At 35.9% G+C, this 24,621-nt stretch carries 25 protein-coding genes and 1 tRNA gene; 11 read left to right on the forward strand and 15 right to left on the reverse strand.

The genetic code is table 11. The features are described 5' to 3' along the window. Positions 1–13 precede the first annotated feature (13 nt). Positions 14–85: transfer RNA gene (locus ACGH6S_RS08900), tRNA-Arg, on the reverse strand. Between the two features lie 125 nt (positions 86–210). Between ACGH6S_RS08900 and ACGH6S_RS08905 the strand changes: the two genes are divergently transcribed. Next, positions 211–969 carry an MlaA family lipoprotein gene (locus ACGH6S_RS08905; protein ID WP_411578725.1) on the forward strand — a complete coding sequence of 253 codons (759 nt, stop codon included), beginning with the start codon at positions 211–213 and terminating at the stop codon, positions 967–969. 116 nt (positions 970–1,085) lie between these two features. Here ACGH6S_RS08905 and ACGH6S_RS08910 read toward each other — a convergent pair whose 3' ends face one another. Both ACGH6S_RS08910 and ACGH6S_RS08915 read right to left on the reverse strand, forming a co-directional pair. Then, positions 1,086–1,901, reverse strand: a complete 816-nt coding sequence (locus ACGH6S_RS08910; protein ID WP_411578724.1) for a TIGR03915 family putative DNA repair protein — start codon at positions 1,899–1,901, stop codon at positions 1,086–1,088. 2 nt (positions 1,902–1,903) lie between these two features. Beyond that, complete coding sequence (locus ACGH6S_RS08915) at positions 1,904–3,169, reverse strand: putative DNA modification/repair radical SAM protein (protein WP_174798126.1); 1,266 nt, start codon at positions 3,167–3,169, stop codon at positions 1,904–1,906. A gap of 261 nt (positions 3,170–3,430) precedes the next feature. Here ACGH6S_RS08915 and fabB point away from each other — a divergent pair, with 261 nt between their 5' ends. Continuing rightward, positions 3,431–4,642: a beta-ketoacyl-ACP synthase I gene (fabB, locus tag ACGH6S_RS08920; protein ID WP_034910913.1), complete on the forward strand. Its 1,212-nt coding sequence runs from the start codon at positions 3,431–3,433 to the stop codon at positions 4,640–4,642. 639 nt (positions 4,643–5,281) lie between these two features. On the opposite strand, the gene ACGH6S_RS08925 is transcribed toward fabB, so the two are convergent. The 7 genes from ACGH6S_RS08925 to nlpD all read right to left on the reverse strand — a co-directional run bounded on the left by ACGH6S_RS08925 (position 5,282) and on the right by nlpD (position 12,679). Continuing rightward, positions 5,282–6,727 (reverse strand): hypothetical protein, encoded by a 1,446-nt coding sequence (locus ACGH6S_RS08925; RefSeq protein WP_411579501.1) that lies wholly within the window; start codon positions 6,725–6,727, stop codon positions 5,282–5,284. Positions 6,728–7,383: 656 nt separating this feature from the next. Then, complete coding sequence (locus tag ACGH6S_RS08930) at positions 7,384–7,821, reverse strand: hypothetical protein (protein ID WP_085163852.1); 438 nt, start codon at positions 7,819–7,821, stop codon at positions 7,384–7,386. Positions 7,822–7,839: 18 nt separating this feature from the next. After that, entirely contained in the window at positions 7,840–8,433 is a 594-nt protein-coding gene (locus tag ACGH6S_RS08935) for a UbiX family flavin prenyltransferase (protein WP_034910921.1), read from the reverse strand. 225 nt (positions 8,434–8,658) lie between these two features. Continuing rightward, entirely contained in the window at positions 8,659–9,867 is a 1,209-nt protein-coding gene (locus ACGH6S_RS08940; RefSeq protein WP_065590496.1) for an aldose 1-epimerase family protein, read from the reverse strand. Between the two features lie 178 nt (positions 9,868–10,045). After that, positions 10,046–10,624: a thymidine kinase gene (locus tag ACGH6S_RS08945; protein ID WP_034910926.1), complete on the reverse strand. Its 579-nt coding sequence runs from the start codon at positions 10,622–10,624 to the stop codon at positions 10,046–10,048. Positions 10,625–10,737: 113 nt separating this feature from the next. Next, complete coding sequence (gpmA, locus tag ACGH6S_RS08950) at positions 10,738–11,490, reverse strand: 2,3-diphosphoglycerate-dependent phosphoglycerate mutase (protein ID WP_065590495.1); 753 nt, start codon at positions 11,488–11,490, stop codon at positions 10,738–10,740. 118 nt (positions 11,491–11,608) lie between these two features. Continuing rightward, entirely contained in the window at positions 11,609–12,679 is a 1,071-nt protein-coding gene (nlpD, locus tag ACGH6S_RS08955; RefSeq protein WP_065590494.1) for a murein hydrolase activator NlpD, read from the reverse strand. Between the two features lie 417 nt (positions 12,680–13,096). Here nlpD and rsmI point away from each other — a divergent pair, with 417 nt between their 5' ends. From rsmI to moeA, 3 genes are all read left to right on the forward strand, one after another. Continuing rightward, positions 13,097–13,924 (forward strand): 16S rRNA (cytidine(1402)-2'-O)-methyltransferase, encoded by an 828-nt coding sequence (gene rsmI, locus ACGH6S_RS08960; RefSeq protein ID WP_411578722.1) that lies wholly within the window; start codon positions 13,097–13,099, stop codon positions 13,922–13,924. Positions 13,925–14,129: 205 nt separating this feature from the next. Continuing rightward, positions 14,130–15,221, forward strand: coding sequence for a redox-regulated ATPase YchF (gene ychF / locus ACGH6S_RS08965; RefSeq protein ID WP_411578721.1), 1,092 nt, complete (start codon positions 14,130–14,132; stop codon positions 15,219–15,221). Between the two features lie 165 nt (positions 15,222–15,386). Further along, positions 15,387–16,613, forward strand: a complete 1,227-nt coding sequence (moeA, locus tag ACGH6S_RS08970; RefSeq protein ID WP_411578720.1) for a molybdopterin molybdotransferase MoeA — start codon at positions 15,387–15,389, stop codon at positions 16,611–16,613. A gap of 91 nt (positions 16,614–16,704) precedes the next feature. Here the strand turns inward: moeA and ACGH6S_RS08975 are convergent, their stop codons facing one another. From ACGH6S_RS08975 to folB, 4 genes are all read right to left on the reverse strand, one after another. Next, positions 16,705–17,133, reverse strand: a complete 429-nt coding sequence (locus tag ACGH6S_RS08975; protein WP_065590491.1) for an EamA family transporter — start codon at positions 17,131–17,133, stop codon at positions 16,705–16,707. A 1-nt stretch (position 17,134) separates the two neighbouring features. After that, positions 17,135–17,341, reverse strand: a complete 207-nt coding sequence (locus ACGH6S_RS08980) for a hypothetical protein (protein ID WP_065590490.1) — start codon at positions 17,339–17,341, stop codon at positions 17,135–17,137. A 62-nt stretch (positions 17,342–17,403) separates the two neighbouring features. Further along, entirely contained in the window at positions 17,404–18,459 is a 1,056-nt protein-coding gene (locus ACGH6S_RS08985; RefSeq protein WP_411579502.1) for an MBL fold metallo-hydrolase, read from the reverse strand. After that, entirely contained in the window at positions 18,437–18,808 is a 372-nt protein-coding gene (gene folB, locus ACGH6S_RS08990; RefSeq protein ID WP_085163848.1) for a dihydroneopterin aldolase, read from the reverse strand. The genes ACGH6S_RS08985 and folB overlap by 23 nt, the downstream gene beginning before the upstream one ends. Positions 18,809–18,905: 97 nt before the next feature. Here folB and rsmE point away from each other — a divergent pair, with 97 nt between their 5' ends. From rsmE to purM, 6 genes are all read left to right on the forward strand, one after another. Continuing rightward, complete coding sequence (gene rsmE, locus ACGH6S_RS08995) at positions 18,906–19,631, forward strand: 16S rRNA (uracil(1498)-N(3))-methyltransferase (protein WP_174798120.1); 726 nt, start codon at positions 18,906–18,908, stop codon at positions 19,629–19,631. 182 nt (positions 19,632–19,813) lie between these two features. After that, positions 19,814–20,770, forward strand: coding sequence for a glutathione synthase (gene gshB, locus ACGH6S_RS09000; RefSeq protein WP_065609709.1), 957 nt, complete (start codon positions 19,814–19,816; stop codon positions 20,768–20,770). A gap of 3 nt (positions 20,771–20,773) precedes the next feature. Next, a complete protein-coding gene (locus ACGH6S_RS09005) occupies positions 20,774–21,226 on the forward strand; it encodes a GNAT family N-acetyltransferase (RefSeq protein WP_065609711.1) in 453 nt (150 codons plus the stop codon). Between the two features lie 21 nt (positions 21,227–21,247). Next, positions 21,248–21,805, forward strand: coding sequence for a YqgE/AlgH family protein (locus ACGH6S_RS09010; protein ID WP_034910961.1), 558 nt, complete (start codon positions 21,248–21,250; stop codon positions 21,803–21,805). A 3-nt stretch (positions 21,806–21,808) separates the two neighbouring features. After that, positions 21,809–22,219, forward strand: a complete 411-nt coding sequence (gene ruvX, locus ACGH6S_RS09015; RefSeq protein ID WP_065609713.1) for a Holliday junction resolvase RuvX — start codon at positions 21,809–21,811, stop codon at positions 22,217–22,219. A 98-nt stretch (positions 22,220–22,317) separates the two neighbouring features. Further along, positions 22,318–23,355 (forward strand): phosphoribosylformylglycinamidine cyclo-ligase, encoded by a 1,038-nt coding sequence (purM, locus tag ACGH6S_RS09020; RefSeq protein ID WP_411578718.1) that lies wholly within the window; start codon positions 22,318–22,320, stop codon positions 23,353–23,355. Positions 23,356–23,526: 171 nt separating this feature from the next. On the opposite strand, the gene ACGH6S_RS09025 is transcribed toward purM, so the two are convergent. Then, on the reverse strand, positions 23,527–24,621 hold a 1,095-nt coding region (locus ACGH6S_RS09025; RefSeq protein WP_411578717.1), incomplete at its 5' end, for a hypothetical protein.

Below are 24,621 nucleotides of genomic sequence, written 5' to 3' on the forward strand. Positions count from 1 at the left end.
TTGTTTGCGATTTCGACCCCAGCAGGAATCGAACCTGCAACTAGCCCTTAGGAGGGGCTTGTTATATCCATTTAACTATGAGGTCATAGGTTGTACATTTTAATAAATTTTATTAGATAATGCCATTTAAATAACGAAAAATTTTCTATTTTAAGTAATCATGATACAATCGCATCATAATTAACCTCATTACTTTTAATCGAAGATACTATGAAAAAACGAATTGTTGGTATGATGTTTTCTGTAATGGCACTCACAAGTTGTGCTACTTATCAAGCCGAAACTAATTCCTATAGTGATCCGTTATCAGGTTTTAACAAAACCATGTTTGATGTTAACTACCATGCGCTTGATCCCTATGTTTTGCGTCCTGCCGCAGTAGCATGGAAAGATTATGTTCCGTCTCCTGTTCGTACAGGTGTAGTTAACTTTTCATCTAACCTTTCTGAACCAGCTTCAATGGTGAACAACTTATTACAAGGTGACGTTCATAAAGCTGGAACACATTTAGCACGATTCTTTTTAAATACCGTTTTCGGTTTTGCTGGTTTGATGGATGTTGCTAGCATGTCTGATCCACAATTACAAAAAGGCGGCAAACGAACTTTTGGTGATGTTCTTGGTCATTACGATGTACCTTATGGTCCTTATGTTGTACTGCCATTTTATGGTTCAGCAACATTGAGAGAAGAAGGTGGTGGTATTGTTGACACCCTTTATCCTCCACTTGTTTGGATAGATTGGCAATGGATGTTGGCACGTGGTGTAATTGATGGCGTTGAAGCACGTGCAATGGCAATCGAGTATGAAGATCTGATTAAAAATAGCGATGATCCTTATAACTTTATGCGTAATGCTTACTTCCAGCGTAATGACTTTATTGCATCGGGTGGTAAAGTAGATGAAAATAAACAAAAACAACGTGAAGAATCGATTAATGATGTTATTAATGATATCGATTCGCAATAACTTTTGTTAAATTATGTACTTTTATTAAATCATGTTAAAAACCGCCGTTATTTGGCGGTTTTTTTATGTTCTTTTATTTATGATGATACTAATTTAGTCATTTTTTATTTACATATTTATTTTGATATTGATTTCATTTCTGGTAAATATTGCCAAAATCGGCTTGGCATTTGCTGACGTTGTAATTTAGGATTGATTCGTTCTTTTATAGTTAATGCATTACAATAACGTAACCACATATTCTGAAATAGTACTTCGTCCTTAGATAGGTAATGTTGATTCACCTGACTATTAATAATCAGATCATCTTTATCAACGAGCGAGATCGGTTCAATACTGTGTAAATTATAGATATAACCATATTTGCGCTTTTCATCATATATAACCCACTTTTGATCGGCAAAACGATCTTTAAAAAATTTAAGAACCAAAGGCAATACGTTATAAATAGGAGCAATATTCGAAAAATAGATCTTATCTTCCCTTTCATTAGGCATTGTCGTATCTTTAAGAGGATTGTCAATTGCACTAAAACGTACAAATTGCATTATACGATGTCGCTCCCGACTAACTTTTTTGGCAATATCATGTACAAATAACACATCTTTATCGGCAAAATCCGTTTCGATTGATTTAGATGATTTAAATACCTTGCAAATATAACGAAAAACAATTAAATCACTTTCAGGCAATTCTGATAACCAAACATACATTAAATGACGAAGCGCCGCTTTACTAATCTTATTAATTAACGCCAAACGTACACGCTCATATTTAAGATCACAAAATTCAACATTATGCCTATTAGACACTAATAGCGGTTCAACCTGCCCAATAGCCAACAGGCATTCAGGCATCTTTTTGAGTTTAAAAGCATCAAATACCGCACATAGCAATCCTTCAAAGCTTTTATCATAATAAAACGCCAACATGTCTACCACTCCATGACTAATTGCTGTGAAATATTATCTTGTTTATCTTCTAACAAAGGCGGATCTTGCAACGATAGTCGGATATATTCGGCCGAAGAATCAAGCAATTTAAATTTTCTCATTTCATGACAAACAACAAAAAATTTTGCTCGCTTTAAAACAACACCAATACGTTTAAGCGCATCAAAAGTAAGCTTACGATGACGTCTTGCCATCACAATTAACTTGGCCGATTTAACACCAATGCCTGGTACTCGCAAAATTTTTTGATAGCTATCACGGTTAACATCAACGGGAAAAAACTGCGGATTACGGATAGCCCAAGCCAGTTTAGGATCAACGCTTAAATCAAGATCAGGATATTGATCGTTAACAATTTCATCAACATTAAAATCATAAAAACGCAATAACCAATCGGCTTGATATAAACGATTTTCTCGTACTCTTGGTACGTCTTGTACAACAGGCAACCGCTTATCGTAACCATTAACAGGAATAAATCCCGAATAATAAACTCGTTTCATACTTGGGCGTTTGTAAAGCTTGGCGGTTAATTGCAAAATCTGTTTATCTGATTCATCGGTTGCGCCAATAATAACTTGAGTACTTTGCCCAGCAGGTACAAATTTGGGTGTAGTGCGAAATTTTTTGCGATCTTCGATATTTTCTAACACATTTTGATGTATTTGACGCATAGGCTGATAGATACTTTGATGATCTTTATCAGGTGCTAATAATTTAAGATTTTCTTCAGTTGGAATTTCTAAATTAACACTCATTCTATCAACCAATAAACCTGCTTGATTAATTAACTCATTACTAGCACCAGGAATCGCTTTCATATGAATATAGCCATTAAAACCATATTCATTTCGCAAAATCTTTACCACTTTAATCATTCTTTCCATAGTATGATCTGGGCTTCTTACAATGCCTGAACTAATAAATAAACCTTCAATATAATTACGGCGATAAAATTCAATGGTCACATCAGCCAACTCACGTGGTGTAAAACCCGCTCTTGGAATATCATTACTTTGACGATTAATACAATAAGCACAATCAAACATACAATAATTAGTGAGCATAATTTTAAGTAACGAAACGCATCGCCCATCGGCAGTAAATGTATGACAAATACCAGACTTATGTGCACTACCAATGCCTTTACCTTTATTACCTCTTGAAGTGCCACTTGATGAGCAAGAAATATCATACTTTGCCGATTCAGCTAATATCTCAAGTTTAGTTATCATTTTTTCGTTCATATTGTGCCATTAAAATAACTGTTTATTTATACAGTATACAGTAATTATATTAAGCTTAGCAAGTAAATATTGTCGACAAAATCACTGTTACCTACGCTACTTAGGCAATTCTATTGATTTGATTACTTTTATATAAATAATTAAGACAATATCAAAAGATATAAATAAAAACATGGCAAGGTATTGTTCAGCTTACAACTGTACGCTATAATCAACAAACTTTTTTATATGAAGCCAGATAACTTAGGAGCTAAATAGTAAATGAAACGAGTTGTAATTACAGGGTTAGGAATTCTTTCAAGTATTGGGAATAATACTAAAGAAGTCTTAGAATCACTAAAAGTAGGTCGTAGTGGTATTACCTTTTCTCAAGAAATGAAAGATAGCGGGATGCGTAGCCATGTATGCGGAAATGTAAAACTTGACACTACTGGACTCATTGATCGCAAAGTTGTTCGTTTTATGAATGATGCTTCTATTTACGGTTATCTTGCTTTACAACAGGCTATTGAAGACGCAAAATTAACCCCTGAACAAGTCTCTAACCCTCGTACTGGCTTAATTGCTGGTTATGGTGGCTCAACTAAAACACAATACAATGTAGTAGCTGGAATGAAAGAAAAGGGATTACGAGGTGTAGGTCCTTATGCTGTAACCAAATCAATGTCATCGGCGATTTCGGCTTGCTTAGCAACTCCATTTAAAATTAAAGGAATTAGCTACTCAATGACATCTGCTTGTGCGACATCAGTTCACTGTATTGGTCATGCTGCTGAACTTATTCAACTTGGCAAACAAGACATCGTCTTTGCGGGTGGTGGTGAAGAACTTTGCTGGGAAATGTCTTGCGAATTTGATGCCATGGGCGCTTTATCAACCAAATATAACGACAACCCAGAAAAAGCATCACGTGCTTATGATAAAAACCGTGATGGTTTTGTTATTGCTGGCGGTGCAGGTATGGTTGTAGTTGAAGAATTAGAACATGCGCTTGCTCGTGGTGCTCATATTTATGGCGAACTGGTTGGATATGGCGCAACGTCGGACGGTCATGACATGGTTGCCCCATCAGGTGAAGGCGCAATGCGCTGTATGCAACTTGCTATTCAAGATTTAGATGTTCCAGTTGATTACATCAACACCCACGGCACATCAACCCCAGTTGGTGATGTCAAAGAATTATGGGCAATCAAACAAGTATTTGGCGATAACATCCCTGCTATTTCATCAACCAAATCAATGACTGGTCATTCATTAAGTGCAACAGGTGCGCAAGAGCTTATCTATTCATTATTAATGTTAGAACATGGCTTTATTACACCAAGTATCAATATTGATGAACTTGATGAAGCAGCAATCGGCATGAACATTATTACTGAACCAACCGAGCGTGAACTAACAACAGTCATGTCAAATAGCTTTGGTTTTGGTGGTACTAATGCCTCAATTGTAATGAAAAAATATAAAGCTTGATAAGTAAATTTAATTAATATCAATCAAAAAAACCGTTCTAGATTGAACGGTTTTTTGTAAGGTTGATAATAAAAATTAAATATTTATAAAACGTTACTTAAAAATAGCCGTGTTTGTTCAGCAGCAATCTTAATCAACAACGGCAATAGCAACAAGCAAAGCTTCGGCTTTAGCAATAGCATCGATTTTAATCATCTTTTTGACATCCATATAATTATCTGCATTCGGCTTTGATGCCATGATGAGGCAAACTTATCAAAATTATGGTGCTATAAACGTCTTTCTTACTTTAAAATTGTTCAGTTAGACTATTGATTTTATTGATTTTTTATTTTTAAATAAAGTCATATACTTATAGGCTAGTTGTTTATTACATTGAATTTGGCTTTTTAAGAAAGGCGCTTTTGTTATTTGATAATAGCTATTTAATAACAACTTGTTAATAACAAAAGCGCAAACTTTAAAATTGTCTCGGTCTGGCGTTATTTTGGCTTTTAGTCATTAAAGCACTAGGCTCGCAGGCTTTGCCTGCTCAAAGCCCCAACATGCGCTGGGGTTTTATTTTTCTTATATTTTCCTCTCAGGCACCATAAGCCCCCCCCTTTTCGCCCTAGGGATTAAGGACTAAACACCTAATAACTAAGGTGTGGTGCAAACAGCCCAAAGGCCTTTGTTAGGATTGTCGCTGTAGAGGTCGCCTGAGTGAGAGACGACAGCAAACCAGTAGTTACCTGCTGCGTCACTTGTCCAGTAATCGTAGAAGACGAAGCCCGCATCAGCGTAGTAGAGCATGACGCCCCATTCCGTGAAAAAGCCTGCTCCTATGTGACGCATGTGATAATTACCATCAGACGACGGAATGGCGCCATCTATGCCATTTATACAAGGAAAGTAACTATGTACACCACACTTCGCATTGGTTAAATCGCTTACCCTTGGCATTCGATAACCCAAACTATTACACCATGTAGTTTGATTAGAATGGCTAGTTCTTTGACCTCCTCGATTAACAAACCACTGCCTCAATTCAAATCCATACCGAACCTCATTACCACTTCTATCCCTTCCAACCAATTCAAAGGTTTGTGGCAAAGATGGACGTCTAAGTGAACTTGGATTATCTGAATTTATCTGAGTACTATTAGCTTTAGGACCATTCAGCGTTACCCTCGTTACGTTCTTGGACTTATCTCTAATCCAAATATCAGCTGATATAGTGCTCCCTTGTGGGTCTGTGAATGTTCCTGTATGCGGCCTAACCCAACTCACCGTTGCCGTTATATCACCACGTGTGGTAACTGTCCAACTCAACTGACTTGCATCTACCCCAGCAATAAGCAAATCAAAATACAATCCATCTGACCCCGTAGTTGGAAAATTCAATCCGTAAGATGACGGGTTTGTTGACTGAACTAAAAAGCCCTTAGCTGGATTCCATATGTTAGCTGGGCCTGCATAACGTGGGCCGTCGTAAGAAACAATACCACTTGTTCCACCCACCAACAAATTCGGCCTGACCGAACAAATAACGGGTTGTGACGGTGGAGTGATATAATACTCCGCTGTTCCTCCACTAAAAGTACTACTATCTGGCAAACCATATTGTGTAGTTAAACTACCTCCAGTACTACTTAAAGTTACCTTATAAGGTGCATTACATATATCTAATGCATCACTACGATTAATGGTATTGCCATCTTTATCCGTTATTGCTAACGATATACTTCCTGATGCAGTAATTTCACTTGCTCCCTGTCCATCTCCATCATCGTCTCTCCATTTACCTTGTGTCACTAAATCATTTATATTTATTGAGTCGCTTGATGGCGGGACTATCATTTCAATATCAGCCAAGGTATCCCCTACATTAGATAACTCGATTGGCGAGGTTGGTGATGAAGGATTATCTTGCGGTGCGAATGTTCGACCATCCGATAACTTAATACCTAATAAATCCTCTGTTTTAGTCACTTTAGTAACACCACCATCAAAGGTTAAATAAGGCGCAGTACCGTGAATGCGCTCAGAAGTCGTGGCCGATAATGCCTGCGATTCAAAAGAGTACGACAATAACAACAACGGCACTAATGCCAATGGGATTTTTGAAAATAATTTTGTGGATAATTTCGATGATATAAATAAGTTTCGGGTAAAAACTCGTCGAATAGGATTATTTGATAAATTTAAGACATAGGTTTGCCAGTGCTTGTGCCTTGTGCCTTGTGCCTAAAATGGTACTGCATTTTGTTCCACCTGTCAAGTAATATTTTGTTTTATTTCGATTTTTATAATTATTCGCTTATTTAATAAGCTTACCTTACTAAAGCGATGAAAGTATAACCATTTATAAAATAGTTGGCTAGTTTTTTTGCGGACTTTTTTGTAAAGAAATGTAAATAAATTTAAAGAAACATAAAGATAAAAACAATTCAGTTATAAAAATAGGTGAATTTTTTAATTAAAATGTGGTGTTAGCTTTAGGACTTTTTGACTTTTACGGAATGATTAATATTGATGATAACATCTAACACGCAAACACACCAAACAGCCCTGTTTGGCGTGCTAGCTTTACTTCGTTATCGGCATATTTTGGCGCTCTGATAAGGCAAACTTATTAGCATTGTGGTGCTATAAGTGTGTTTTTACTCAAAATTATTCAGGTAAGGTATTAATTTTATTTGCTTTTATTCAAATAAGTTAATTACAGGAGGGATGAGTAAAATTATAGTTTTTAGAGAAATCTAAAAATCTTCTTCTTTTTTCCAATAAATTTTACGCCCAAATCCCAGCAAATTATTCGTCATTTTCACATAATGTAACTGTAATGCCCAAATTGGTGCTTTAATAACTCTTGCAAAGGGAAATGCCCGATAATATAGCGCATAGGCATGCTCAGCTTGTTGTTTTTGTAATCGTGTTGCTTGAGCTTGAAATTGGATCCCTTGGATCTGTGCAACCGTCTTAGGAGTAATACTGATGGTGCCCGCTATTAGTGGGTTTGTTAACATGGCTTTAGCGTGTTCGGTTTTTAATTCGGAAAGAAGATACAAGCACATTACCGATTCATCAAAAACATAAAAGGTGTTACATGCCCATGGTTTGTTGTCAGGTAAGATTACGTTTAGCGATAATACATGGTTATTTTTAATAAATTTTATGATTTTAGAGTCGGCTTGCATATTTTTTATTTATTGGTGTTATTCGGTTTTAGTGTTTAGGTGCAGATCTTCGCCCCATCGTGGTAGCGATGGGATGTTAATATCAAATAGGTCAAGTGCTCTTGCTACGCTATGGGTGATGATATCATCCAAACATTCAATATGCTGATATAAAGCTGGTACTGGCGGGCATATTACACCACCCATAAGTGTCACGGTTTCCATGTTTTTTAGGTGCGTTAAATTTAAGGGTGATTCACGAACCATTAATACCAAGCGACGACGCTCTTTTAATGCAACATCAGCAGCACGAGTAAGTAAGTTATCTGATAAGCCATGTGCTATGGCAGCTAGAGTCCTCATTGAGCAAGGTGCAATTAGCATACCCATAGTTTTAAACGATCCGCTTGCAATGGCCGCACCAATATTATTGACAGAATATACTTTATCAGCTAGTGATTCTATTTGTGCTATGCTGGTGTTAGGGAATTCGTAAGCGCGCGTTATTTGTGCTGCTTTTGATATTACTAAATGAGTCTGAATATCAAGTGATTTTAAAAGCTCTAACGCTTTTATTCCATAAGCAAACCCTGTTGCACCACTAATGCCAATCACTATCCGCTGGAGAGTCATGTTTATCCTATATTAATAAAATTGTTAATCATTATTTTATTTAGTCTACAAATTATATTGTACATTTAAAAATAAGCGATATTAAAGCTAGTTATTAATTTAGTGACTATACCTATCTATTGATAGCGAATCAAGTAGCTAAGGCTACTATCATGAATATTAAGTGTTGAGATTATTAGGTTGTTTTATGGCTACCATATAAGGTTGGTAGCCATTTTTAATAATTTATTCTTTAGCTATTGGTTCATTTACAATTTTTGTTTCTTGCTTACCTTGAATAGCTTTAATTTTTTGTTCATATTTTGTTACAGCATCTTTGCTAGATAATAAACTATAAGTTAAAGTAAATTCAGTGCTTTGTCCTGGTTTAAGCTGACGTACACGTTTTTGCTCACGTTCGATAGTCACTGGATAAGCAAAACTGGTACCTGGCTCTAAGCCTGTAACATAACCTTGCTTGAGGGTATCGGTATTTTTCCATAATGATAGTACGGGTAGCTGTTTAGTATTAAAACTAATACCAGCTGCTTTATCACCTGCTTTATTGGTCACCATAACTTGTGTTTCGCCATTCTCCTCAGAAAAAGGATAAACATTAAATACCATTTCATCAAAATCTTTAGTTGGACCTAGATAAGTTTGCCATGTATCAAGGCCACCTTTTGCATAATCGTTAAATGGAGATATTTCTTTAACTGGTGCAACAAATTTAGCACCATCTTCAAGAATAGGTGTACCAAAATTACTATGGTAGATAATTTGATAATCACGGATATAATCACTCTTATTGGTGAGAACGTCGTGGACCGTAAATTCTCTACTTCCTGGCACATAGATCAGCGATGCCCAAGTTTCTAAATTGCTTTTTTTGAAAGTATTTTCTTTAATTAACCCTTTAACTGTAATGGTGTACGGTGCTTTGTCCGATACATCAACAATTAATTTAGAAACAGGTGTATTTTGCGCACGACCATGAAGCGTATACATGATGCCACTATCTTGCACAGCATGACCTGTCCATTCAAAACCACAACGAACCATCATTTCGTTAAAGCCATCTAGCCAACCAAGCCCTGCCCGACTTTCTAAGTTAATATATTTAGGATGAACGACTTCATCTACTGGTGAATCCCATCCCATGCGAACACCATCACCAACAACAGACAAAATACCTAATCCACGAGTTGGAATTAATTTAATAGTGAAATTATCACTAGAAATTGTTAGTAGTTCAGTTCCGTCTTGTTTACCACCTTTAAGGATCGTATTTTGAATAGCGAATTTTGAACCTTTTATTCCTAAATCTTGACTCGAAACTGACCAATTACCTTTGGCAATACCTTTTTCGTTATCAGTTAATACAAATTCTTTAGCATTGGCATTATAACTAACTAAACTAATCACAACAGCTAGTGAAATAATTTTGATTTTCATGGTGATTCCTCATAGTTAACAAAATAATACTGAATCGTGTCAGTTAATATGACATAAAATAAAAAGAATCAACAAAAAGAAAATCGCAAAAATGAGAGTTTATTCACACTTTTCCAAAAGCATATTGCATATGTACAAGCAATTTGTTGAAAGAAATAAGTGTGAAATTTTAAGAGGATCAGTTTTTAGGCCTTATTTGCCCTGCTTTCCAGTGTTTTCGGCATACTGAGTGGTATTCGCTATCACCTAGATGAATAGAATTTCCGAATTTAACAATTTTACCGTCTTGTCCTTCCAATAAAATCATAGTTGCTTTTTTGCCACACCAGCATACAGTTTTGAGCTCTCTAAAATTGTCGGCTATTTCAAGTAGTGTTTTAGAACCTTCAAACAGGTGTCCCATATAATCGGTTTTGATACCAAAAAACATGATTGGTACGCCATATTCGTCACATACATCAGATAACTTCCAAATAGTATTACGCGATAAAAACTGGCTTTCATCGATTAGTATACAGGCATAATTGCTTTGTTTGATATGCTCAATAATTTCATCAACCGTTGTGTCATCAAGCTGTAACGCTTTTTTGCGTAATCCTAAGCGAGAAACAATTTCAACTGCCGAGTCACGAGTATCGACTGATGATTTAAGTAATAAAGTCTGCATATTATTACTTAAATAATTATGGTCAATTTGTAAAAGCTCTGTGGATTTTCCGGCATTCATTACGCCATATATATAATAGATTTTAGACAAAATTAAATTCTCAAAATTAGATTAAATCAATAAAAGTGGTTAAATAAAATGATAATTTGGATAATAAAAAAGGTAAGTTAAATAACCTACCTCTTTAATAGTTTATTGAATAATTATTTTGCTTTACCTTGGTTGGCAACAGCAGCTTGTTTTGCAGCGATTTCGTCAGCATTGCCTAGGTAGTAGTGTTTGATAACTTTCATATTGTCATCAAATTCATACACTAATGGCACACCAGTTGGGATGTTTAGTTCGATAATATCATCATCGCTGATGTTGTCTAAATGTTTTACCAATGCACGAAGTGAGTTACCATGAGCAGCAATGATAACACGTTCACCTTTAGCTACACGTGGAGCAATTGTTGATTCCCAGTAAGGTAGTACACGTTTAATAGTTAATGCTAGGCTTTCGGTTAATGGTAATTCTGATTCAGGTAGTTTGCTATAACGTGAATCGTGACCAGGAAAACGTTCATCTGATTTTTCAAGTGCAGGAGGTGTAATTGCAAAGCCACGACGCCATAATTTTACTTGTTCATCACCATATTTTGCTGCTGTTTCAGCTTTATTCAAACCTTGTAATGCACCATAATGACGTTCGTTTAGCTTCCAGCTTTTTTCAACAGGTAACCATGCTTGATCTACTTCGTCTAAAACGTGCCATAATGTGTGAATTGCACGTTTTAATACTGAAGTGTAAGCATAATCAAATGCGAAACCTTCTTGTTTTAGTAATTTACCTGCTTCAGCCGCTTCTTTGTTACCTTTATCAGATAAATCAACATCAGTCCAACCACAAAAACGGTTTTCTTGGTTCCAAACACTTTCTCCATGTCGAATTAGCACTAATTTTTTAACTGCCATGAATATAACTCCTTTGTTACGTAGATTAAATTTTTGGTATATTCTGTCATAGACATACTAGGTTATTACCGTGCATGCTCATTTGTTTTGAGCCAACCAGACTGACTCAAAACGTTTATTATTTGGGTAAGTATTTTAACGGGTCAACTGATTGCGCTTTGTAACGAATTTCAAAGTGTAATCTCACTGACGAAGTGCCCGTTGCACCCATTGTGGCTATTTGCTCACCTGCGCGAACGGCTTGTTGTTCTTTTACTAATATAGATTGGTTATGCGCATATGCTGTTAAATAGTCATCATTATGTTTAATAATGATTAAATTACCATAACCTGGTAACGCATTACCAGAATAAACAACGCGTCCATCAGCCGCAGCCAAAACCTTATCGCCAATTGAACCCGAAATATCAATACCTTTACTTGCCTTTGAGAATTTCTCAATAATCTTGCCTCGTGCAGGCCATCGCCATGAAATATTAACTGCTTTTGAATTTATAGTTGGACTTCTAGTAGAATCATCTAGCGGTTCAGTGATTGTTTCAGTTGTTTCAGTTGTTGTTGGACGTTTATTTTTATCTATTGTGGTAATTGAAGTCGTTGTTGTTTTGGTTATTGTTGGTTTAGTTTTAGCTTGTCCAATCACTACAGATGAATTATTGTTGTTTGATTTATTTGTCGTTGTATTATTGGTTGTGGTTTTTTGTGTTACCACAACAGTTCCGCCACTAACGTCTAATACTTGCCCAACATTAACGGCAAATGGTTCTTTGATATTATTTTTAGCTGCTAGTGAACGGTAATCATTACCAGTTACCCATGCAATATAAAATAAAGTATCGCCTCGTTTAACAGTGTAAGTATCGCCTTGATATCCGCCTTTTGGAATGTCGTCGTAATTACGATTATAGACAATACGCTCATTACTAATCACCGTGCTAGTATTATTAGCGGTGTTGGAATTTGAAACCGTCGCCTGCCTTGATGATGGAAGGTTATGATTAGTAGGAGTAGAAACTGTTCTACCGCCTGTTGATATATTGGCAGGTGGTTTGGTATAGACAGAAGAAGTTGATGATCCACCTGCGCCAGAAATATCTTCAATTTCGGCCTGCTCAGTTTGCGTACAAGCAACAATCAACAAACTTAAGCAACTTAATGTAAGTATTTTTTTCAAAGCAACACCTTTCATTCGTAAATTTTGTTTTTGACTATTTTGCGTCCAATAGCATTTATACATCTTATTTTATCAGCACATTTTAGCGTTTTTATAGTAAAAACGCTATTATATTGATTAGTTATTAGTTAAATCAATAAATTCATCTAGAATTTCACGATGAAAACCTTAAATTTGTTATTTGATTATTCTTGCGATCTATAACCACTAAAATTCAAACTGAGCTAATATAATTTCTTTATTATCCAAAGGTATAATCCCAATCAGCTTATACTTAATTTTGTTATAAGCAAGCTATTTTTCTACTTTTGATTAACTAATTATTCAGGCTTTGTCGGATTTATTTTGAATGTAACGAGTATATACAATAAAATAGGTTTTCGTACAGTACCTTTGCCGTATTTCTATAAAAATTTAATGTGATTTAAAAAAATGACTTTATATATTGTTGCCACCCCCATCGGAAACTTAGATGATATTACGCTCAGAGCCATCAATACACTGAAAAGTGTCGATCTTATTGCGGCTGAAGATACTCGCCATAGTGGTTTACTTTTACAACATCTTGGAATAAAAGCAAAATTGTTTTCTTTACATGATCATAATGAACAAGAAAAGTCCAATATTTTGATTGAAAAACTTAAATCTGGCTTATCAATTGCTTTGATTTCTGATGCTGGCACTCCGTTAATTAATGACCCCGGGTATCATTTAGTTAAGGCTTGTCGCGAAAATAACATAAAAGTAGTTCCCGTTCCTGGTGCTTGTGCTGCGATTGCTGCTTTATGTGCATCAGGGTTGCCGTCAGATAAGTTTATTTATGAAGGTTTTTTACCAGCTAAAGCTAAAGCTCGCCAAGATTGTCTTGTAAAATTGTTGGACGAACCTCGAACAATGATTTTTTATGAATCAACACATCGCTTATTAGACACGCTTAACGATATGCAAACTATTTGGGGACCAAATAAGCAGATCATTTTAGCTAAGGAACTAACCAAAACATGGGAGACCATTGTCAGTTTTAAGGTTAATGAGCTGATTAATTGGCTAAACGAGGATACTTCTCGCCAAAAAGGTGAATTTGTATTGATTGTTCAAGGTCATATCAAATGCGATGATGATATTGATCCTCAGGCAATTAGTACCCTTAAACTATTGCAAAAAGAATTACCGCTAAAAAAGGCAGCAGCCATTACTGCTGAAATATATGGACTTAAAAAGAATCAACTTTATCAAATTGGTTTAGATTCCGAACAATAATTGGGTCGTTAAGTTACATTACTTGGTATGGCTTATAAAACGGTTTTTAGAAAGCGTTGACTGGATAATAAACTAAATGATTATTACTAATTTGCTTAATTATCGGTTGATTTATTGATAAGAAGATTAGCACAAATAGTGCAATTTAGTATATAATCGCCCCTTATTTTTAAGATATTTTAAAACAAAAAAGGTAACAAACAGTATGGGATTTAAATGTGGGATTGTCGGATTACCGAATGTAGGTAAGTCAACGCTTTTTAACGCACTAACTAAAGCTGGCATTGAAGCGGCTAATTTTCCGTTTTGTACTATCGAGCCAAATACTGGGGTTGTACCAATGCCAGATCCCCGTTTAGATGAGTTAGCTAAAATTGTTAAACCACAACGCACATTACCTACTACCATGGAATTTGTTGATATTGCTGGGCTTGTTAAAGGCGCATCAAAAGGCGAAGGTTTAGGAAATCAATTTTTAGCTAATATTCGTGAAACAGAAGCTATCGGTCATGTAGTGCGTTGCTTTGAAAACGAGAACATTGTCCACGTTGCGGGTAAAATCGATCCTGCTGAAGATATCGAAATTATCAATACCGAGCTAGCATTAGCCGATCTTGAAGCGTGTGAACGAGCAATAACTCGCCAACAAAAACGCGCTAAAGGTGGTGATAAAGACGCCAAATTTGAAGTGGAAATCCTTGAAAAGTGTTTACCTCATCTTGAGCAAGGCAAAAAGCTACTCTTATTAGATCTTAGCAAAGAAGAACTTGAAGCCATCAAATACCTTAGTTTTTTAACGTTAAAACCAACTATGTACATTGCCAATGTTAATGAAGATGGTTTTGAAAATAATCCTTATTTAGATAAAGTAAAAGCAATAGCGGAACAAGAAAAAGCTGTTGTCGTACCTGTTTGTGCAGCCATTGAAGCAGAACTTGCTGAACTTGATGATGCCGATCGTGATGAGTTTATGCAAGATTTAGGTTTAACCGAACCAGGCTTAAATCGTGTAATTCGTGCTGGCTATAGCTTACTTAATCTGCAAACTTATTTTACCGCAGGCGTAAAAGAAGTTCGTGCATGGACAATTTCGGTTGGCGATACCGCCCCTCAAGCAGCAGGCAAAATTCATACCGATTTTGAAAAAGGCTTTATTCGTTCGCAAACCATTGCTTTTGATGATTTTATTAAATACGGTGGTGAACAAGGCGCTAAAGAGGCAGGCAAAATGCGTGCTGAAGGTAAAGATTATATCGTGCAAGATGGCGATATTATGAACTTCTTATTTAATGTATAGTTGATTATTTTACGTCGCCTTTTGGCGACGTTGTTATATTGATGTCCATAATAACTAATTAATATTGATATAAAATTTATTTTTTTACTTAAACGTAGTGTTACCTGAAACTTTTTGTCAACTGAACCAATAATAGATTGGTAAATATAAGGACAGCCCACTTTTATGTTACTCACTTTTCAACAAGCCAAGCAACAACTACTTCAAAGCGCATCAACCATAAAATCGCTGCATAGTGAGAAAGTTACGTTATTTGATGCATTAGAAAGGATTACCGCTGAACCTGTAATTTCCCCTATTAATGTACCTAGTTTTGATAATTCAGCTATGGATGGTTATGCGGTTCGGTTAGCAGATTTTAAACAATCAAAATTGTTGCCACTGGCTGGTGCTATTTTTGCAGGTGATGATATAAACAATCTTCATTGGCCACAAGGCACTTGTTTACGCATTATGACAGGTGCTCCAGTGCCAAATGATGCCGATGCGGTTGTTATGCAGGAGCAGACCGAAAAATCTGATCTAGGGATTACCTTTTTAAGTAACGTAAAAGCTGGCGATAATATTCGTCGTATAGGTGAAGATGTTAAAAAAGGTGCGATCACAGTCAAAAAAGGGACTAAATTAACGATACCAACACTATCGACACTTGCAACATTAGGCATTAGTGATCTTGTTGTCTTTAAAAAATTAAAGGTAGCCATCTTATCAACGGGTGATGAATTAACCCCCATTGGTCAGCCATTATCTGGCAATGGCGCTATTTATGACAGCAACCGCTTCACACTAAAATTATTATTAACCAAACTTAACTGTGAGGTTATTGATCTCGGTATTATTGCTGATGATCTTACCGAAATCAAAAAAGCGTTAATAACTGCATCAAGTCAAGCTGACTTGGTGATAACAAGTGGAGGCGTATCCGTCGGTGACGCTGATTATACCAAAACTGCACTTGAAACATTAGGACAAATCAATTTTTGGAAGATTGCAATGAAACCAGGCAAGCCTTTTGCCTTTGGCAAAATTGGCAATGCACTATTTTGTGGTTTACCTGGTAATCCCGTTTCAACTTTAGTGACTTTTTATCAATTGGTACAACCACTTATTTTAGTGCTTTCAGGACAACAACTAACATCAATCGATTTATCTTTCAAAGTAAAAATTGCTACCAGCGTCAAAAAAAGAATCGGGAGATTAGATTTTCAAAGAGGAATATTACAAATTAATAAACAAGGTGAGTTAGAAGTAACAACAACTGGTCAACAAGGTTCTCATATTACGCAGTCATTTAACCAAGCTAACTGTTTTATTGTGCTTGAACAAGATCGTGGTAATGTTAGTGAAGGCGAAATGGTGAATGTTGAACTGTTTAATACATTACTTAAGTGATGTTATAGTTCAAGCCATGGTTTATGAATTCTGCCTCCTATAAAGCCACGCATATCAATAAACCAAGGCAATAGCGTTCGTTGGTGCACAATTAAAATAGTGCCACTAATATCGCACCAACTGCAATCATAGCGACACCAACGCCAGCTAACAACGAGATCTTTTCACCAAATAAAACAGCAGCAAACACAACAGCAAAAACTACGCTTAATTTGTCAATTGGCGCAACTTGCGACACCTTGCCTTCTTTGATCGCCATAAAGTAAAATAGCCAAGATAACGCACCTGCAATACCGCTTAGCGCAATAATAAGTAATGCCTTTTTATCATTAAAAAAAGTGTTGATAAGATTTAATTTACCTTGAACAACAACCACACCGACTAAAAAAATGGCCATTACAACGGCACGAATTGCAGTAGCGGTGTTAGCATCAAGATGTTGTAAACCAATTTTCCCTAAAATAGCAACACTGGCCGCAGTAATGGCAGAAAGTAATGCGTAAATCAGCCATGCACTCATATTAATATTTATCTACTTTGAATAAATATTGTTGATTATTCGAATTATTGCTACATTGTTGAGATTTATTCATTACACCACGACAATCTTCTAAAACACCGTGCGCTTTTGACCAATGATAAGTTTTGCCTTCGTCGTTTTTTCCTCCACATCCAACTAATGCTAGGCTAAACATTAAACAAGATAGCCCAATAACTGCTACTTTCATTTCTTTCTCCTTTTGGCAAATACATTAAATAATTATAGGTATTACATTTGTTTCTATTGAAGTTATTTTAATTCATAATTGATACGTTTAATAGCTAAAGTACCACCTATTTTTAATAGATGAAAAGCGCGCTCGGCTTTGTATTCAATTAATAATTGAGGTGGTTCATCTAATGGTTCATCGGCTAATTCAAATGCCCCCCAATGAATGGCTATTGCACAATAACAATTGAGTTCGTCATATAACTGCACAGCTTGTTTAGGATCGATATGCTGTGATTGCATATACCAACGTGGTGCATAAGCACCAATTGGAATTAATGCCAAGTCTATTGAAGGAAAACGCTTAGCGATCTCTTTTAATTCAGCAGAGTAGCATGTATCACCCATAAAATAGACCATCTTTGATTGATCTTGATTATCAATATTAGATTGAATCACCCAACCACACCATAATGCTTTGTTTACATCAAATAACCCACGATTGCTCCAGTGTATAGCCGATGTTGCGGAAAAAGTAAGCCCATCAACAGTTACACTATCCCACCAATCTAATTCAGTAATCTGTTTTGCTCCCAATTTTAATAATGCTTTTTTTAAACCAAGAGGAGCCATTATTGCAATATTAGGAAAACGCGCAATTAATTTCCGAATGCTATGATAATCAAGATGATCATAATGGTTATGTGAAATTACAATAAAATCAATCTGCGGTAGTTGTTCTATTTCTAAAGCTGGAGGTGTGCGACGTTTCGGTCCGATCAATTGTAATGGCGAAGCTCGTTTAGAAAAGATAGGATCTGTCAAAATCATTTTACCGCCCAAACGAATCAATGTTGTTGAGTGACCAATCCACCAAACTCTATCATCGGGCAAGTCAAGATTTATTTTCTCAAACCACGTCTGATTAAAGTTGTGATAACCCTCTTTAGGAGGTAAAACTTTACGTTCAAAACGCCAACGCAAAAACTCACTTATTTTTATTTTAAAAGATTCGTCGTGCCTAAACCCTTTAGCTGTATGATGTTTTTTGTTATTAATTAAATCTTGCTTTTTATTATCTATCATTGTTACAGTATCTTTACCACTAGTTAGTTTATTTATTTGCCGTACGTTCAATTATTACAGCAACATTTCGAGCATTAGCTATTGCATTCGGTTTGGATACTTTAACTTTAAGCCAATTAACCGAAAATTGTTTAATAATACGCTCAGCAATACGCTCAGCAACACATTCAATCAATTCAAAATTCGAACATTCAACCAATTGTGTTATAGTTTGACTAACCACAAAATAATCTAAGCAAAGTGATACGTTATCACTTTCTCCAGCAGGTTTATTATCCCACGCCATTTCAAGATCAATAATTAATTTTTGTTTGATGGTCTTTTCCCACTCATATACGCCGATGGTGGTTAAAACAGTTAATCCTTCGATTAATACCCTATCTTTGCTATATGTATTCATACCTGATTCCAAAACATAAGTTACATTAAATAGAGATTACCGAATCTTGTTAAATTACGCTATAATTTATTGCAAATAATATAAGATATACAAAATTATGACTCGAATTTTTCAACCATTTACCATTGAGCCAAATAGTCTTGTTACCCTAGATGATAATGCATTTAACCATCTTATTCGCGTGTTACGCATGAAAGTAGGTGAAAATATTATTTTATTTGATGGTTCAAACCATATTACTCCTGCAGTTATACATGAAATCAATAAAAAAACAGTTACAGTAAAAACCTCTTTGCCCATTTTAGATAATCGTGAATCACCATTAGATATTCACTTAGGGCAAGTGATTTCACGCGGTGAAAAAATGGAGTTTACAATTCAAAAATCAGTCGAATTAGGCGTAGCGAGTATCACCCCACTCCTTTCTGAACGTTGTGGCGTCAAACTTCATGAAGAAAGGCTCGAAAAGAAAATTCAGCAATGGCAAAAAATTGTTATTTCTGCTTGTGAACAATGCGGTCGAAACGTGATTCCAGTTATTCATCCAGTAATGAAGTTAGAAAGTTGGTGTGCTAGTTTGACCGAAGGCTTAAAACTCAATCTACATCCCAAAGCTGAATATGGTATTAAACAGTTAACTAATACGCATAAACAAATTTACTTACTAATTGGACCTGAAGGTGGTTTATCTGATAATGAAATTAGCATGACACATAACTATCATTTTTCTGACATTTTACTCGGTCCTAGAGTGTTGCGAACAGAAACTGCAGCATTAACGGCTCTCACCGCCTTACAAGTACATTTAGGCGATCTTGGATAAATATATCTTATACAAATGATAAGTAATGATTGCTTTGCAACTGAACTTGTAACGAGTATGATAACAACAAATATTAAATTTTAATTTGGGTATTATGATTAAAAACCTGTTAAAAAGTTTCAGGAATACCCATGTTTCAGTATAAAACAATTTTATAAAGACAAAATAGGTAAGGAGTCATCATGATAAAGCTGGGCATTGTAATGGATCCAATTAGTCACATCAAAATAAAAAAAGATACCAGTTTTGCCATGTTACTTGAGGCGCAAAAAAGGGGTTATGAACTTTTTTATATTGAAATGAATGACCTTTTTCTAGATACTGGCGAAGCTTATGCCACAACTCGCGCTTTAACAGTTTATAACGATAAAGATCATTGGTTTGAACTTGGGCAAGAAAAAACGATTCCACTAAGTGACCTTGACACAATTTTAATGCGTAAAGATCCACCTTTTGATACTGAGTATATCTATGCTACATATATTCTAGAGCGTGCCGAAGCTAAAGGTGTGTTGATTGTTAATAAACCACAAAGTCTACGCGATTGTAACGAAAAACTTTTTACCGCTTGGTTTGCCGAATTTACACCAAAAACCTTGGTTACACGTCAAACGCAGCATATCAAAACTTTTCACGAACAACACCATGATATCATTTTAAAACCACTTGATGGCATGGGGGGATCATCCATTTTTCGAATCAAACAAGACGATCCCAATGTTTCAGTGATTATTGAAACGTTAACCGAACATAACACACGTTATTGTATGGCTCAAAACTTTATTCCTGCGATTAAAGACGGTGATAAACGTGTATTAGTAGTTGATGGTGAACCTGTACCTTATTGTTTAGCACGAATCCCTCAAAAAGGTGAAACTCGTGGCAACCTTGCTGCTGGAGGACATGGTGAAGTTAGAGCCTTAAGCGAAAGCGATTGGCATATAGCTAAAAGCATCGCCCCAGTTTTAAAACAAAAAGGCCTACTATTTGTAGGACTTGATATCATTGGTGATAAGTTAACCGAAATTAACGTTACCAGCCCAACCTGTGTTCGTGAAATTGAAGCAGCTAACCCAGGCCTTTCAATTACAGGTATGTTAATGGACGCAATAGAACATCGATTAAATAAAAAGAGTTAAACAATGATTAGAGAATATAAAACCACAGATTTAAACAGTGTAATGACAATATGGTTGCAAGGTAATTTGCAAGCTCATAACTTTATCAATCCTGAGTTTTTTAAACAAAATTGTGATTTAGTAAAAATGTTAATTCCAATGTCTACTTTATACGTTCAAGACCTTGATGGAGTTAAAGGGTTTATCGGTATAACTGAAAATTATATTTCAGGTCTATTTGTAGATGAAGCTTTTCGCCGACAAGGAACAGGTAAAGCTCTTGTTGAAAAAGCAAAACAACGCCATAACGAACTGTTGGTACATGTTTATAAAAAAAATACTAATGCGATTAACTTTTATCTTTCTCAAAATTTTGAAATTGTTTCAGAATCGATCAATGAAGAAACAAATGAACCAGAATTATTAATGCACTGTAATGTTGAACACAACGTTAAAATTGGCAAATGTGCATTATAAAATTAACTTGAATGTGAAACTATGAATTTAAAAAACCATTTTATTATCGCAATGCCAACACTTGATGATTCTATGTTTAGTCATTCAGTTATTTATATTTGTGAACATAATCGTGATGGCGCTATGGGGATTATGATTAATAAACCAATTATTGAACTTAATGTGGCAACCGTTCTTGCACGTTTAGAAATTACATCACCTACAAGTTGCGCAGAACTAGAACAACCTGTATTTTGTGGTGGCCCCATTGCTGATGAACAGGGTTTTATTTTACACACACCTTTAGATGGGTTTGCTTCTAGTATTCAGATTTCAGATGATGTGATGATTAGTACTTCGCTTGATGCACTTAAATCAATCGGCTCTCCTGAACAGCCCCAAAATATCTTTTTGGCTTTAGGTTATTCAAGCTGGCAGTCTCTACAACTCGAAAATGAAATTGCTCGTAATGATTGGTTAGTGGTTGATGCCGATCCTCAAATTATTTATGAAGTTGCCATTGATGAACGTTGGCAAAAAGCCGCTCAATCACTTGGAATCAATATGAATACTATTTCACACCAAATGGGAAATGCATGACCCATGGCAACCATTATCGCATTTGATTTTGGCACTGCCAGTATTGGAGCGGCTATTGGACAAGATATAACTAAAACAGCCAATCCTTTATGCTCGTTTAAAGCTCGCGATGGTATTCCTAACTGGCAAGCTATCGAAAAGGTATTAAATGAGTGGAAACCTGATTTTTTAGTCGTTGGGCTTCCCCTAAATATGGATGGCACCGAACAACCATTAACAGCCCGAGCTCGTAAATTTGCTAATCGGTTGCATGGCAGATTTGGTTATCAAGTACATTTGCAAGATGAGCGGTTATCGACCGTTGAAGCAAAATCACATATTTTTGCTTCACGAGGTTATCGAGCACTTGAAAAGGGTCATGTTGATGCAACTTCTGCCATTATTATTTTGGAAAGTTGGTTTGAAAATAATTAGTAATTTTATTTAATTGGTTATTTTGTAAATAATTAATCGCCATTAAATTTCATCCTTGCTAAAATAGTAACAACTTTTTATTGTAAGGACTACTTACCGTGTCAAACAACAATTCTCTTAGTTATAAAGATGCTGGTGTCGATATTGATGCTGGCAATGAACTTGTTAATCGTATTAAATCTGTTGTTAAAGAAACCAAACGACCTGAGGTTATGGGTGGACTGGGTGGCTTTGGCGCACTGTGTGCTATTCCACAAAAATATAAAGAACCTATTTTAGTATCTGGTACCGATGGTGTCGGAACTAAATTACGTCTAGCCATGGATTTAAATCGCCACGAATCAATCGGCATCGATTTAGTAGCAATGTGTGTTAACGATCTGATTGTACAAGGTGCTGAACCTTTATTCTTCCTTGATTATTATGCTACCGGCAAACTTAATGTTGATGTTGCAGCCACTGTGGTAACTGGTATTGCTGATGGTTGTAAACAATCGGGTTGTGCTTTAGTTGGCGGTGAAACAGCCGAAATGCCGGGTATGTATCATGGTAATGACTATGATTTAGCAGGATTTTGCGTTGGTGTTGTTGAAAAGTCAGCTATGATTGACGGTAGTAAAGTACAAGATGGTGATGCATTAATTGCATTAGCATCAAGCGGTGCTCATTCTAATGGCTATTCATTAGTGCGTAAAATAATTGAAGTCAGTGGCGTAAACCCTGCTACCGAACAACTAAACGGCAAACCACTTGCTGATCATTTACTTGCACCAACTAAGATCTACGTTAAATCTGTTCTTGATCTTATCGCTCAAGTTGACGTGCACGCCATTGCCCATATTACAGGCGGCGGATTCTGGGAAAACATCCCTCGCGTATTACCTGATAATACACAAGCCATAATTAATGAAGCAAGCTGGCAATGGCCTGAAATATTTAATTGGTTACAAAAAGCAGGTAATGTCAGCCGTCACGAAATGTATCGAACTTTTAACTGTGGTGTTGGCTTAATTATTGCTTTACCAAAACAGTTAGCCGATAAAGCAATTACTTTACTAAATAATCATGGTGAAAAGGCATGGTTATTAGGTGAAATTAAACACGCTACATCAGGCGAGCGCGTTGTAATAAAATAAATTGTATTTTCATATTATCCATCCATTAATATAATGAATTAGATGGATAATATGCTACTTTTTCAGATCATTATTGCCAGCTGGTAACAATTTGCAAACATCTAACTGTACCATTTAATAAATCTTTTTTAGCTATTATTTTGTGACAAACGATCGAGTTACTTTATCACATTAAGGACTTACACATGCTACTCTATTTGTATTATATAAATGACTAGAAATAGCCACAGTATTAATGTTACCACCACCCGAACCAACGCTATACCATTCATTCCTACTTCGCATTTGATAAGCCCAATAGTCGTAGACATTCCAGTCAGTACCAGGATAACCACTATTTGCGTCGCTCATAACGCCCCACTCATTAAAGAATCCTCCAACCCAGTGGTTACCGTCTCGGTAACTTAAAGCTCTTCGGTACATATCGATATTTCTGCCAGGTATACCACTATTCCAACCAATATCTGGACGATTCGCATTAGTATAATCTTCAACACCAGGAATCCGATAACCATATCCTAAACTGTTACAAAAATTATGTGCATTCCAATACCCGTTTGCTTCTCCAGAGAGAGGGATAAACCAACGCTCTATTTTAAAATTATAAATTAAGTGACCACCAATATTATCAGAATATAATTTAAATTCTGTTGGTAAGAATTTTTTATTTTCCCAGCTTCGAGTCGGTCCAATTAGTTCAACTTTTAGAGCCCGCACCCTCTCTGGATAGCTAATACTTCCCCAACCATGCGTAGTTGCCACACTTAATTGCAATGTTACGTTCCCTTCAGTTCCCTGTACTGTTGAGCCATTGACTGCAATAACTTGCTCTGGTGTAATACCTGCCAACAGCAGGTAGAAAAACATTTTGTTTGAGCCTGTCGTTGGAAAATTATTAGTTGGGTTGTTAAATGGTTGCACTTTAAAACCTTTTTTTCTAACCCAATATTCCCTTTGTTCATCACCTTGTTGTGCGTGTAAACTTGGCTGTGCAAAACAGACTTTTGCATTTATTCGATTCGGATTAATATAGTAACTATGGTTAGCATTATTAAAGTAAGTAGTTTTAGGTATACCGTATTCAGTTGATAAGTAGCCCTCCGTTGCACTTAATGTGAGCTGATAAGGTGCATTGCAAAAATCTAATTCCCTATTTGAGTTAGCTTTAACATCCTCCGTAATATCTTTTCCACTGCTATCTTGCCATTTAATCGTTAATTTGCCAGTTGCATTAATGCCATCATCCCCGTCATCATCTCGACCATA

Source organism: Gilliamella sp. BG3 (assembly GCF_046635605.1).
In the GTDB taxonomy this organism is placed as follows: domain Bacteria; phylum Pseudomonadota; class Gammaproteobacteria; order Enterobacterales; family Orbaceae; genus Gilliamella; species Gilliamella bombi.